The sequence below is a fragment of the Stenotrophomonas sp. PUT21 genome (genome assembly GCF_052232875.1).
Lineage (GTDB): Bacteria > Pseudomonadota > Gammaproteobacteria > Xanthomonadales > Xanthomonadaceae > Stenotrophomonas > Stenotrophomonas maltophilia_N.
Map to the genome: position 1 here is coordinate 1,653,527 of NZ_CP197645.1, position 12,915 is coordinate 1,666,441.

Below are 12,915 nucleotides of genomic sequence, written 5' to 3' on the forward strand. Positions count from 1 at the left end.
CTCAGTATTCGTCCTGCTCGGTCAGCTCGAGCTCCATGGCGTCCGCCGTGCGGATGGCCGCATCGATGGCGTCGCTGAGCGCTTCCGGGGTGGCGTTGGCGTCCACCTTGACCACGAACATCGCCAGGTGGTCCTGCTTCACCCAGGCGCCCATCTTGGCGTCCTGCGAATCTTCGAGCAGGCGGTTGGCGACGGCGGCGGGGAACTGCTTGCCCGGCGAATTGTAGGCCGGCGACCAGATCTCACGGATCTTGTGCTTGCCGAATTCCTCGACGGTGGAGCGCACGAACGCCAGCTGGCTGCGGCCATCATCCATGTCGAAGACCATCTTGTAGTCGCCGTCCTCGTCCACCTCGTAGGTGTACTTCAGCGTGTCCAGCGCGCGCCCGACCGCCTTGTCCGGCTCGGCCGCATGGGCGCCGGTGGCAGTCACGGCCAGCAGCAGTGCGGCAGCAATCCTTTTCATGAAATCCCTGTGAAGATCTGGTTGGAGAGTGCAGATTGTGAAGGGCGGCAGGGGGCAACGTCCAATCCCGGGGCCGGGGGCCTATAATGTGGGGATGCCCCGCGAGACTTCCCACGAAACTCATCACGACCATGGCGTGCTGCTTGAGCCTGCACGCCCCGAGGTCGCGCCACCGCCGATGTACCAGGTGATGCTGTTGAACGACGACTACACCCCGATGGATTTCGTGGTGACGGTCCTGCAGCATTTCTTCTCGATGGATCTGGACCAGGCGACCCAGGTGATGCTCCACGTGCATACCCGCGGTCGCGGCGTGTGCGGGGTGTTCACCCGCGAGGTCGCCGAGTCCAAGGTCGCCCAGGTCAACGAATTCTCGCGCATGAACCAGCATCCGCTGCTGTGCACGATGGAAAAGGCCAGCGGCTGACCGGTCGTGCGGGCCGGCACTGCGCGTGCCTGCAATCCGCACTGTTCCACAGACAACGCTCTCCGGCGCATGGCTCGACACGCCGTGCGTCCAGCCTGCGCCCGCCCGGTCCCGGCGGTTCGGGCGTGCGGCACGGTCGCCAGGTCCTGGCGGTCTATTGCCCGCCCCGGATGTACCGGTGGATCGCCATGACATCCCCATCACGTTGAAGCTGCCATTTCGTGGCCGTAAGTTCGTGCATGATGGAGGTGCGTCGAACAGCCCGGCGGGATCGCCCAAGTGCTAACGCCGTCTGAACGCACTGATCCGCTAGGGTGATGGAAATCGTGAAGGTTGGCCGCATATTGTTCCTAACTGCCGCCGGAGTTAATCATGTTCAGTAAAGACCTCGAACACACCATCGGACAGTGCTACAAGCGCGCCCGTGAGGCCCGGCATGAATTCATGACGGTGGAACACCTGCTGCTGGCACTGCTCGACAACCCGTCCGCCCAGGCCGTTCTCAAGGCCTGCGGTGCGGATGCCGAGCGCCTGCGCCAGGAACTGGAGCAGGCCATCGAGGCATCCGTCTCGCGCCTGGCCGAAGATGATGGGCGCGATACCCAGCCGACGCTGGGCTTCCAGCGCGTGCTGCAGCGCGCGGTGTACCACGTGCAGTCCTCGGGCAAGAAGGAAGTCACCGGCGCCAATGTGCTGGTCGCGATCTTCGGCGAGAAGGACTCGCATGCCGTGTACTACCTCAACCAGCAGGATGTCACCCGGCTGGACATCGTCAACTACCTCTCCCATGGCATCGCCAAGCTGGGCGAGGAGGGCGAAGTGCCGCCGGCTGCCGATGGTGAAGGGCGTACCGAAGGAGCGGAAGGCGAAGGCAAGGGCGATGCCCTGGCCGAGTTCGCCAGCAACCTCAACGATCAGGCCCGCAACGGCAAGATCGATCCGCTGGTTGGCCGGGCCGATGAGATCGAGCGCACCATCCAGGTCCTGTGCCGCCGCCGCAAGAACAACCCGCTTTACGTGGGTGAGGCCGGCGTGGGCAAGACCGCCATCGCCGAAGGCCTGGCCAAGCGCATCGTGGAAGGTTCGGTGCCGGATGTGCTGGCCGACGCCGTGATCTACTCTCTGGACCTGGGCGCCCTGGTGGCCGGGACCAAGTACCGCGGTGATTTCGAGAAGCGCCTGAAGGGCGTGCTGACCGCGATGAAGAAGCTGCCCAACGCGGTGCTGTTCATCGATGAGATCCACACCATCATCGGTGCCGGTTCGGCCTCGGGCGGCACCATGGACGCCTCCAACCTGATCAAGCCGGCCCTTGCCTCCGGCGAGCTGCGCTGCATCGGCTCGACCACGTTCCAGGAATACCGCGGCATCTTCGAGAAGGACCGGGCGCTGGCCCGTCGCTTCCAGAAGATCGACATCGTCGAGCCGACCGTGGGCGAAACCTACGAAATCCTGCAGGGCCTCAAGCCCAAGTACGAAGCACACCACGGCGTGACCTACGCCGATGACGCGCTGCAGGCCGCCGTGGACCTGTCGGTCAAGCACATCAACGACCGCCTGCTGCCGGACAAGGCGATCGATGTGATCGACGAAGCCGGTGCCCGCCAGCGCCTGCTGCCCGATGGCGAGCGCAAGGAACTGATCGACATCGAGGAAATCGAGACCATCGTCGCCAAGATGGCGCGGATCCCGGCCAAGCAGGTCAGCGCCACCGACAAGGACGTGCTCCAGCATCTGGAGCGCAACCTGAAGATGGTGATCTTCGGCCAGGACCCGGCGATCGAGACGCTGTCCTCGGCGATCAAGCTGGCCCGTTCTGGCCTGGCCAATCCGGAAAAGCCGATCGGCAACTTCCTGTTCTCCGGCCCGACCGGCGTGGGCAAGACCGAGGTGACCAAGCAGCTCGCGCTGCAGCTGGGCATCGAACTGGTCCGCTTCGACATGAGCGAGTACATGGAGTCGCATTCGATCAGCCGCCTGATCGGTGCGCCTCCGGGTTATGTCGGCTTCGACCAGGGCGGCCTGCTGACCGAGAAGATCGTCAAGACCCCGCACTGCGTGCTGCTGCTGGACGAGGTGGAAAAAGCCCACCCGGATATATTCAACATCCTGCTGCAGGTCATGGACCGCGGTGTGCTGACCGACACCAACGGCCGTGAGGCGAACTTCAAGAACGTGGTGCTGGTGATGACCACCAATGCCGGTGCGGCCCAGGCCTCGCGGCGTTCGATCGGCTTCACCCGCCAGGACCATGCCACTGACGCGATGGAAGTGATCCGCAAGAGCTTCACGCCGGAGTTCCGCAACCGTCTGGATGCGATCGTGCAGTTCCAGGCGCTGGGCTTCGAGCACATCCTGCGCGTGGTGGACAAGTTCCTGATCGAGCTGGAAATGCTGCTGCAGGAAAAGCACGTCAGCCTGTCGGCGACCCCGACCGCGCGCGACTGGCTGGCCCACCATGGCTTCGACCCGCTGATGGGTGCCCGCCCGATGGCCCGCGTGATCCAGGACAAGATCAAGCGTCCGCTCGCCGACGAACTACTGTTCGGCAAACTGGTCAACGGTGGCAAGGTCAGCATCGATGTCCGCGACGACCAGCTGTTCGTCGAGACCGAGGCCGAGCCGGAGCGTCTGCTGCCGGCGACCGTCTGATCGAGCGGCCGGTATCGGCGGCCTGATCGAAAAGCCCCCGCAAGGGGGCTTTTCTGTGCGCGGACCGGGCGCCTGCTCAGCGGCGGGCGCGGGCTTTGCGGTTGAATTGTTCTGCAGTGAGCGGCTCCACCGCGGCAATGTCGCAGCTCTGCGTGTTGGTGTGCAGTTTGCTAACGCCACCGCCGCAAAGCTGGCCGTCCTGGCCCGGGGTGGCGAAGTCGAGCTTGGGCGACATGGCGGCACTGCTGCAGGAGCGATCAAAGCGCACGAGGTAATGCTGATCACCGTTGCGCAACAGCACATCGCGGTCGGCGCGGTTGCGCACCACCTGGTGGTCCGAGGAAAGGGCGATGCAGTCGGCCGGCGCAGCCGGTTCAGCGGCCTGGGCCGACGCGGCGGCGGCAAGACACGTCGTGAGCAGGAGCAGGGAGGGCAGGTACTTCATGGCGGGGGCCATCGGGTCAGGATCCGGATTGGATCGAGGGCCACAATGGCCGCTTCTGCGCCAGGGCGAATCTGCATCAAGGCATCCTGACCGACGTCAGGGTGTACAGGGTCAGGGTGCCGCTTGGCAGGGTAAGCCTGCTGCCGGCTGAATGGCGCCCACGCGAAAAGGCCAGCACCTGGCTGGCCTTCTGGCGGGAACAACCCCCGGACCGCTTATTTCATGCGGTAGGTGATGCGACCCTTGGTCAGGTCGTACGGGGTCATTTCGACCTTGACGCGGTCGCCCGTCAGGATGCGGATGTAGTTCTTGCGCATGCGGCCGGAGATGTGGGCGATGATTTCATGCCCATTTTCCAGTCGTACGCGGAAAGTGGTGTTCGGCAGCGTCTCGCTGACGGTGCCTTCGAACTCGATGGAGTCGTCTTTCGACATGTAGTCCTGTGCAGTTCTGTAACCGGCCGAGCTGGCCTGAAGAGCGGGCATTTTACGCGCGTCGGGCGTCTGATGCAAAGTTTTGGTTAAGGCGGGCCCGGGTCGGCCAGTTCGGCGGCGGCAAGCGTACCGAACAAATCCGTCCAATCGCCTGCGGCGGCTGGCTGTTGGACCTGTTCACGCACCAGCGCCAGAAAGCGCTCGCGCGGCCAGTGCTCGGCGCCCATGCGCAGCAGGTGGTCATTTTCGACCTGTGCATCGATCAGCGGCCAACCCCAACTGCCCAGCCGATGGGCCAATCCGGCCAGGGCGACCTTGGAGCCGCCGGTCGCCGCGCTGAACATGCTCTCGCCGAAAAACATCCGGCCGATCGCCACGCCGTAGATGCCGCCAACCAGCTGGTCGCCATCGAACACCTCCACCGAGTGCGCGAACCCCAGCCGGTGCAGTTCGGTATACGCGTCGCGCATGTCGCGGGTGATCCAGGTGCCAGCCTGGCCCGGGCGCGGGCTGGCCGCGCAGGCATCGATCACCTGCACGAAACGGGTGTCGGCGCGCAGCGTCCAGGTGCTCTGCCGCAGCGAACGGCGGAAGCGGCTGGACAGGTGCACGCCGTCGGTGCGGAACACCATGCGCGGGTCCGGCGACCACCACAGCAGCGGCTGGCCCTCGGAGAACCAGGGGAAGATGCCGCCCGCATAGGCATTGAGCAGCCGCACCGGCGAGAGGTCGCCACCGAGTGCGAGCAGGCCGTCGGGATCGCGCAGCGCGGTCTCCGCGGGCGGGAAGGGGGCGTCGGGCGCGTCGTCGAGGCGCCAGGGCAGGCGGCGGCTCATGCCGGGTCGGTCTTGAACGGGCTATGCGCAGCAAGCACCTGTGCGTAGCGGGCGATCTCGGCACGTTCCTGTGCGCACCAGGCAACCAGCGCTTCGGCGAAGGCCGGCTCGGCGATCCAGTGGCGGCTGCGCACCGTGTGCGGCAGGAAGCCACGCGCCAGTTTGTGCTCTCCCTGGGCGCCAGGTTCGAAGCGCGTCAGGCCTTCGCGCAGGCAGTACGCGATCCCTTGGTAATAGCAGGTCTCGAAATGCAGGCCGGGCAGGGTGGCGCCACCCCAATAGCGGCCGTACAAGGTATCCGCGCCGCGCAGGCACAGTGCACCGGCGACCGGCTCGCCATCGAGCAGCGCGAGGAAGATCACCAGCGCGCGCGGCATCGTGCGCGCGAGATGCTGCAGGAAGGGCAGCGTCAACGCCGGCGAGTTGCCGTACTCGGCGAAGGTCTGCAGGTAGAAACCGTGCATGGCGCGCAGGTCGGCATCGGTGGCCTCATCCCCGTGCACGATGCGGTACGTGACGCCGCTGCGGGCGAGCTTGGCGCGTTCCTGGCGGATGTTCTTGCGATGCTTGTGGTCCATCGCGCCGAGGAAGTCCTCGAAGGTCTGCCAGCCACCCGGGTTGTGCCATTGGAACTGAATGTCCTCGCGCAGCAGCCAGTCCGGGCTGAAGGCAGGGTCTTCGTCGGCAGCATGGAAGTTGATGTGTGCCGAGGACCAGCCCAGGCGCGCCACTTCGCCTGCCAGCCGTGACAGCAGGGCAGCGCGGTCCTCGGTCGTCCGTGCCAGGACCCGGGGGCCGGTCACCGGGGAGTACGGCACCGCACCCAGCCACTTCGGGAAGTAGTCCATGCCGTACTGGGCGTAGGCATGCGCCCAGGCATGGTCGAACACGAACTCGCCGTGCGAGTTGTCCTTGAGATAGCCCGGGATCGCGGCGACCAGGGTTTCCCCGTCCCATAGGGTGAAGTGGCGGGGCCGCCAGCCCCACTCCGGGCGCAGGCAACCGTGCTCTTCCAGGCCGGCCAGGAAGGCGTGCGACAGAAACGGGTTGCGTCCGTCGTGCAGGGCGTCCCAGGCAGTGGCGGGGACATCGGACAGGCGGTGCAGAAAACGTGGATCGGGCATGGGCAGAGGATAGAGCAGGTGGGGCAGGTGCAGTGTGCGCAGGCGATGCCGGCCAGCAAAAAGGCCGGTGAATCATTCACCGGCCTTCGAGGTGCGTCGCGATGCGGCGGCTGATCAGCTCGCCTGGCCCTTCGCATCCAGGTAGCGCTCGGCATCCAGTGCGGCCATGCAGCCGAAGCCAGCGGAGGTGATCGCCTGGCGGTAATGCTGGTCGGCCACGTCACCGGCGGCGAACACGCCTTCCACCGAGGTCTGGGTGGCGTTGCCGCCCAGGCCCGAGCGGATGTCCAGGTAGCCGTTGTTCATGGTCAGCTGGCCATCGAACAGGCTGGTGTTGGGGTGGTGGCCGATCGCCACGAAGAAGCCATGGGCCTCGATGTCACGGGTGCTGCCGTCCAGGGTGGACTTCACGCGCACACCGGTCACACCGGCGTCGTTGCCCAGCACTTCGTCCACCTGGTGGTGCCAGACGGTCTCGATCTTGCCGGCTTCAACCTTGGCGAACAGCTTGTCCTGCATGATCTTCTCCGCCTTGAGGGTGTCGCGGCGGTGGACCAGGTAGACCTTGCGGGCGATGTTGGACAGGTACAGCGCTTCTTCCACGGCGGTGTTGCCGCCACCGACCACGACCACGTCCTGGTCGCGGTAGAAGAAGCCGTCGCAGGTGGCGCAGGCGGACACGCCACGGCCCTTGAAGGCCTCTTCGCTGGGGATGCCCAGGTACTTGGCGGTCGCGCCGGTGGCGATGATCAGGGCATCGCAGGTGTACTCGGCGCTGTCACCGATCAGCTTGAACGGGCGCTGGGAGACATCGGCGGTGTGGATGTGGTCGAAGATGACCTCGGTTTCGAAGCGCTCGGCATGCGCCTGCATGCGGCTCATCAGGTCCGGGCCCATCAGGCCGTGCGCATCCCCGGGCCAGTTGTCCACCTCGGTGGTGGTCATCAGCTGGCCGCCCTGCTGCAGGCCGGTGATCACGACGGGCTTGAGGTTGGCGCGCGCGGCGTAGACGGCGGCGGTCCAGCCGGCCGGGCCGGAACCAAGGATCAACAGGCGGGAGTGCTTGGAGTTGCTCATGTAAGCTCGCAATAGAAGGTAGGGCGGGGGTGCCGGCGCAGTGATTGCGCGGCATCCGAGCGAAGTCATAGAGTGGCGGCAGGGGCGGGGCGATTCAAGGCGCGCAGTGGAACGCGGCGACCCATCAGGCATCGAGACAGCCACGCCGCCGGGTTTTTGACGGCGATGGCGGGGCCCGGTGTGCGAAGGGACTGAAAAGCGCAGCCCAGTCGTTTATTATCAAGCACTAACAGTGCATTCCCAAGGTGTGGTCTAAGGTGGCGAAACAGGTCCCGGAACGATCCAAGGCGTCCGACAGCAAGGCAGCGCCGCGCAAACCGGCCAGCGTGGACAACCCGCGCCGGCAGCGCCTGTGGCGCGACCTGGGCTTGATCGCGGTCGCCCCGGCGCTGCTGTATCTGGTCGCCAGTCTGTTCACCTATTCGGCCACCGATCCGGGCTGGTCGCACACCGGCAGCGTGGTCGCGCCGGTGCACAACATGGGCGGTCGCGCCGGCGCGTGGATCGCCGACGTGCTGCTGCAGCTGTTCGGCTACATGGCCTTCGTGCTGCCGATCGTGCTGGGCGCACTGGCCTGGATCGCGATGTTCGGTCTCAAGCGCGAGGCCAAGGGCGAGCACGACCTGGACCCGGCGCTGCGCCTGGTCGGCCTGGTCGGCTTCCTGATCGCCGGTACCGGCTTCCTGCACCTGCGCCTGTTCGTGGCCGATGTCGCCCACGCCGGCGGCATCCTCGGCAAGCTGGTCGGCAGTTCGCTCAGCGTCGGGTTCGGCGCCTTGGGCGCGAACCTGTTCGTGTTGGTGCTGCTGCTGGCCTCCATCACCCTGGCCACGGGCATCTCCTGGTTCGTGGTCATGGAGAAGATCGGCAACTGGGTGCTGGCGCTGCCGCCGCTGTTCAACAAGAAGAAAGAGCAGGCCACCGAGTGGCAGCAGACCCGCGCCATGCGCGAGGAGCGCCAGGAAGTGCGCAAGGTCGATGCCGAGGTCCGCGCCAAGCGCGAGCCGGTCAAGATCGAACCGCGCCCGGAGCCGGTGCTGGAGAAGAGCGATCGCGCCAAGCGCGAGACCCAGATTCCCATGTTCCGGGGCGTTAACGGCGATGGTTCGGACGTGCCGCCACTGGCGCTGCTGGACGATCCCAAGCCGCAGCCCAAAGGCTACGACGAAGGCACGCTGGAGACGCTGTCGCGCCAGATCGAATTCAAGCTCAAGGATTTCCGCATCGATGCGCAGGTGGTCGGTGCCTATCCCGGCCCGGTGATCACGCGCTTCGAGATCGAGCCAGCCCCGGGCATCAAGGTCAGCCAGATCAGCTCGCTGGACAAGGACATCGCGCGCGGCCTGTCGGTCAAGTCGGTGCGTGTGGTCGATGTGATTCCGGGCAAGTCGGTGGTGGGTCTGGAGATCCCCAACGTCACCCGCGAGATGATCTACCTCTCCGAACTGCTGCGCTCCAAGGAATACGACAAGTCGGCCAGCGTGCTGACGCTGGCGCTGGGCAAGGACATCGCCGGCCGCCCGACCGTGGCCGACCTGGCGCGCATGCCCCACCTGCTGGTGGCCGGTACCACCGGCTCGGGCAAGTCGGTGGCGGTCAATGCGATGGTGCTGAGCCTGCTGTACAAGGCCTCGCCGAAAGACCTGCGCATGCTGATGATCGACCCGAAGATGCTCGAGCTGAGCGTCTACCAGGGCATCCCGCATCTGCTGGCGCCGGTGGTCACCGACATGAAGGAGGCCGCCAACGGCCTGCGCTGGTGCGTGGCCGAAATGGAGCGCCGCTACAAGCTGATGAGCGCGGTGGGTGTGCGCAACCTGGCCGGCTTCAACAAGAAGGTCAAGGATGCCCAGGACGCCGGGCAGCCGATGATGGACCCGCTGTTCAAGCCCAACCCGGAACTCGGCGAGGCCCCGCGCCCGCTGGAGACGCTGCCGTTCATCGTCATCTTCATCGACGAATTCGCCGACATGATGATGATCGTCGGCAAGAAGGTGGAAGAGTTGATCGCCCGCCTGGCGCAGAAGGCGCGTGCGGCCGGCATCCATCTGATCCTGGCCACCCAGCGCCCCTCGGTGGATGTGATCACCGGCCTGATCAAGGCCAACATCCCGACCCGCATCGGCTTCCAGGTCAGTTCCAAGATCGATTCGCGCACCATCCTGGATCAGTCCGGTGCGGAAACCCTGCTCGGCCACGGCGACATGCTGTATCTGCCGCCGGGCACGGCACTGCCGGACCGCGTGCATGGGGCGTTCGTTTCCGATGAGGAAGTGCACCGCGTGGTCGAGCATCTCAAGGCCAGTGGCCCGACCGATTACATCACCGGCGTGCTGGATGAAGTGCAGATGATGGGCGACGGCGTGGTGGTCGGCCCAGGTGGATTGCCCGAGGCGGGCGGCGGTGGCGGCGACGAGTCCGATCCGCTGTACGACGAGGCCCTGCGCATCGTCACCGAAACCCGTCGCGCGTCGATCTCCGGCGTGCAGCGTCGCTTGAAGATCGGCTACAACCGTGCCGCGCGCCTGATCGAAGCCATGGAAGCGGCCGGTGTGGTCAGCCCGCCCGAGCACAATGGCGACCGCAGCGTGCTTGCTCCGCCCCCGCCCAAGTAACGCCGGGCGCTGCCCGGCAGCCGTTGATCGGCGCGACGCCGGCGACCCCGTTGCCGGCCACCCAGCACAAGGAACCTGCAATGAAGCCGATGCACTGGATGTGGGTGGGTGCACTGCTGGTCGTGCCGGTGGTGGCGCAGGCGCAGGCGCAACCTGCGCCCCCGGCAGCTGCACCGGTCGCGCCCGGTGGGCAGACCGCGGGCACTGACGTGCAGGCCAGCAACAATTTCAGTTTCGTGCGCTATCGCGCCGACTACGTGGTGCGCCCCGATGCGGGCAACACGCAGACGGAAGAGTACGAGATCCTGCTCAAGACCAAATCGGCGGTCGAGCAGTTCAGCCAGGTCCGGCTGAGCTACAGCGAGAAGATGGAAACGCTGGAGGTGCTGCAGGCCTATACCTTGACGGCCGATGGCCAGCGCCGCGACGTGCCGGCCGACCGCATCTACACGCAGGAAAGCTACTCCAGCGCCGCCGCGGCGATGTATGCCGACCGCAAGGTGCGGGTGGTGGTGTTCCCGAACCTCGCGCCGGGCACGCGCGTGGTGTACCAGACCCGCCGCACCCAGAACACGCCGTACTTCCCCGGCTACTTTGGCCTGTGGGAAACCTTCAGCGTGTTCACCCCGTACGACGATGCACGCGTGACCCTCACCGCGCCCGCCAGCCTGCCGATGCAGGTGGAACAGCGCGGCGTGCAGGGCAGTAAAGCGCCGCGCATCCGCAATGGCCAGGCGCAGTGGGAGTGGACGTACCGGCGCAGTGAGCCGTTCAAGGCGCAGAACTGGTCCGCCGCCGCCTGGGAATACAGTCCGGGCATCATGGCGAGCACGTATCGTGACTGGGCCCAGGTGGCGCAGGCCTACCAGCGCAAAGGCGGCGAGGCGGCTGCGGTCACCCCGCCGATCCAGGCACTGGCGGACCAGCTCACCCGTGGCATCACCGATCGCCGCGAGCAGGCCGCGGTGCTGTACCGCTGGGTCGCCCAGAACATCCGCTACGTGGCGGTCTACCTGGGCAACGGCGGGCTGGAGCCGAACCCGGCGCAGAGTATTCTCGACAACCACTACGGCTACTGCAAAGACCATGTGGTGATCCTGGAAGCGCTGTTGGCCGCGCGGGGCATCGAGAGCACCCCGGTGCTGATCGGCGCCGGCGGCGGGCCGACCCTCCCGGCCATTCCGCTGCTGGGCCGTTTCAATCATGCGATCACCTACCTCCCCGAGTTCGATCTGTATCTGGACTCGACTACCGCCTATGCGCGCTTTGGACAGCTGCCGGACGGCGATCTGGGCGCGCCGGTGCTGCACACACGCCAGGCCGTGGTAGCACGCACCCCCGCCAATGACGCCAGCCGCAATGGCACGGGGCTGGAGGTCGACTTCCGCTTCGGCGCCGCCGGCAACCTGGCCGGCCAGACGCTGCAGCAGCCCAGCAGCGTGGCCGAGATCGGCATGCGGGCCGCCTTCGCACGGCTCAACGCACAGAACCGGGCACGCGCTGAAGAATCGATGATGGCGGCCTCCGGTTTTGACGGCAGTGGCGCACTGACTCTGCTCGGCGACCCGCAGGATCTGACCGGTCCGTTCAACTTCCGCTATGACTTCCGGGCCCGCGACTACGTCGATTTCGGCGTGGTTGGCAGCATGATGCTGCCCGACGCACCGGGCGGCGAGTCGTTCCGTGACCTGTACGCCAGCACCTCGGCGCCGGACAATGCCACGCCGTTCTACTGCAACGACAGCCTGCGCGACGAGCGCTACCGGCTGACCTTCCCGGCCAGCGTGCCGATCGTGGCGATTCCGCGCAGCCAGCAGTTCAAGAATGCCGGCGGCGAGTACACCGCGGAGTGGTCACGCGAGGGGCAGGTGGTCACCGTCCACCATCGCCTGCACCAGCGCGCCGTGCGCGGCGCCGATGCGCTGTGCCAGCCGCAGGACTACGCCGCGTTCCGCGAGCTGTACCAGCAGGTCCGGCGCGGCTTCCGCGGGCAGGTGGTGTATGGGGATCTGAAGACGGTGCAGGCGGGGCGCTGAGCGGCCTTGATGCACCGGGTTTCCAGCGCATAATGTGCCCCTGATCGCCCATTCAGGATTGGATGGGCACACTGCTTCCATCCTTCCCATTCGCCTGGATACCTCGCATGCACACCACCTTCCGCCGCTCCCTGCTTGCTGCCACCCTGGTTGTCGCCAGTGTCGGGTCGGCGTCGGCCTGGGCCGGCGCCCGTGATGAGCTCAATCGCTTCACCCAAGGCCTGAAGGGCCTGGATGGGCAGTTCAGCCAGCAGGTGTACGACAGCAAGGGCAAGGTCAAGGAAACCACCAGTGGCCGCGTCGCGCTGTCCGCGCCGCGCCTGTTCCGCTGGGAGTACATCAAGCCGCACGAACAGCTGATCGTGGCCGATGGCAAGAAGGTCTGGGTCTACGAGCCGGATCTGGAACAGGCCAGCGTGCGCCCGCAGGGCCAGGAAGAACAGAACAGCCCGCTGACCGCGCTGATCAATCCGGCGCTGCTGGACAAGCAGTACGACGTCAGCGAAGAAGCTGCCGTGCGCGATGGCCTGCAGTGGCTGGCGCTGAGCCCCAAGCGCGAGACCGACACCGCCTTCCAGTACGCCGCGCTGGGCTTCAATGCCCAGGGGCTGGCGCGCATGGAAGTGGTCGATGCCGTGGGTCAGCGCACGGTGATCAGCTTCACCGGCTGGAAGCGCAACCCGAGCTTCGCCTCGGGCACCTTCAGCTTCACCCCCGCCAAGGGCGTGGACGTCATCGGGGAATGACGGTGTAGTGCCGGCCGCTGGCCGGCACCCCCCTGCAATCTGCCGCGATACAATAGA

Annotated in this window: 11 protein-coding genes; 5 read left to right on the plus strand and 6 right to left on the minus strand. The window is 66.2% G+C overall.

The window, feature by feature from the left end; genetic code table 11:
• Position 1: 1 nt before the first annotated feature.
• The gene (locus ACTT2I_RS07850) at positions 2–466 is read right to left on the minus strand and encodes a hypothetical protein (RefSeq protein WP_421100333.1); all 465 of its coding nucleotides are present in this window, start codon (positions 464–466) and stop codon (positions 2–4) included.
• Between the two features lie 94 nt (positions 467–560).
• Here ACTT2I_RS07850 and clpS point away from each other — a divergent pair, with 94 nt between their 5' ends.
• Positions 561–893 (plus strand): ATP-dependent Clp protease adapter ClpS, encoded by a 333-nt coding sequence (gene clpS, locus ACTT2I_RS07855; protein WP_121036775.1) that lies wholly within the window; start codon positions 561–563, stop codon positions 891–893.
• Positions 894–1,265: 372 nt separating this feature from the next.
• Positions 1,266–3,545: an ATP-dependent Clp protease ATP-binding subunit ClpA gene (gene clpA, locus ACTT2I_RS07860; protein ID WP_088435097.1), complete on the plus strand. Its 2,280-nt coding sequence runs from the start codon at positions 1,266–1,268 to the stop codon at positions 3,543–3,545.
• A gap of 76 nt (positions 3,546–3,621) precedes the next feature.
• Here the strand turns inward: clpA and ACTT2I_RS07865 are convergent, their stop codons facing one another.
• The 5 genes from ACTT2I_RS07865 to trxB all read right to left on the minus strand — a co-directional run bounded on the left by ACTT2I_RS07865 (position 3,622) and on the right by trxB (position 7,461).
• Positions 3,622–3,990 carry a hypothetical protein gene (locus ACTT2I_RS07865; protein ID WP_253247785.1) on the minus strand — a complete coding sequence of 123 codons (369 nt, stop codon included), beginning with the start codon at positions 3,988–3,990 and terminating at the stop codon, positions 3,622–3,624.
• Between the two features lie 215 nt (positions 3,991–4,205).
• Entirely contained in the window at positions 4,206–4,424 is a 219-nt protein-coding gene (infA, locus tag ACTT2I_RS07870; protein WP_005409596.1) for a translation initiation factor IF-1, read from the minus strand.
• Positions 4,425–4,510: 86 nt separating this feature from the next.
• Positions 4,511–5,260, minus strand: coding sequence for a leucyl/phenylalanyl-tRNA--protein transferase (aat, locus tag ACTT2I_RS07875; RefSeq protein ID WP_421100332.1), 750 nt, complete (start codon positions 5,258–5,260; stop codon positions 4,511–4,513).
• Positions 5,257–6,384 carry a GNAT family N-acetyltransferase gene (locus ACTT2I_RS07880; RefSeq protein ID WP_421100331.1) on the minus strand — a complete coding sequence of 376 codons (1,128 nt, stop codon included), beginning with the start codon at positions 6,382–6,384 and terminating at the stop codon, positions 5,257–5,259. Before ACTT2I_RS07880 ends, aat begins: the two co-directional genes overlap by 4 nt.
• A 114-nt stretch (positions 6,385–6,498) precedes the next feature.
• A complete protein-coding gene (gene trxB / locus ACTT2I_RS07885; protein ID WP_293981182.1) occupies positions 6,499–7,461 on the minus strand; it encodes a thioredoxin-disulfide reductase in 963 nt (320 codons plus the stop codon).
• A gap of 257 nt (positions 7,462–7,718) precedes the next feature.
• On the opposite strand from trxB, the gene ACTT2I_RS07890 reads away from it, so the two are divergent.
• The 3 genes from ACTT2I_RS07890 (at position 7,719) to lolA (ending at position 12,858) form a co-directional block, all read left to right on the plus strand.
• The gene (locus ACTT2I_RS07890; protein ID WP_046272445.1) at positions 7,719–10,076 is read left to right on the plus strand and encodes a DNA translocase FtsK; all 2,358 of its coding nucleotides are present in this window, start codon (positions 7,719–7,721) and stop codon (positions 10,074–10,076) included.
• 80 nt (positions 10,077–10,156) lie between these two features.
• Positions 10,157–12,112 (plus strand): DUF3857 domain-containing transglutaminase family protein, encoded by a 1,956-nt coding sequence (locus ACTT2I_RS07895; RefSeq protein WP_421100330.1) that lies wholly within the window; start codon positions 10,157–10,159, stop codon positions 12,110–12,112.
• 107 nt (positions 12,113–12,219) lie between these two features.
• Positions 12,220–12,858: an outer membrane lipoprotein chaperone LolA gene (gene lolA / locus ACTT2I_RS07900; RefSeq protein WP_293981176.1), complete on the plus strand. Its 639-nt coding sequence runs from the start codon at positions 12,220–12,222 to the stop codon at positions 12,856–12,858.
• Positions 12,859–12,915: the final 57 nt, after the last annotated feature.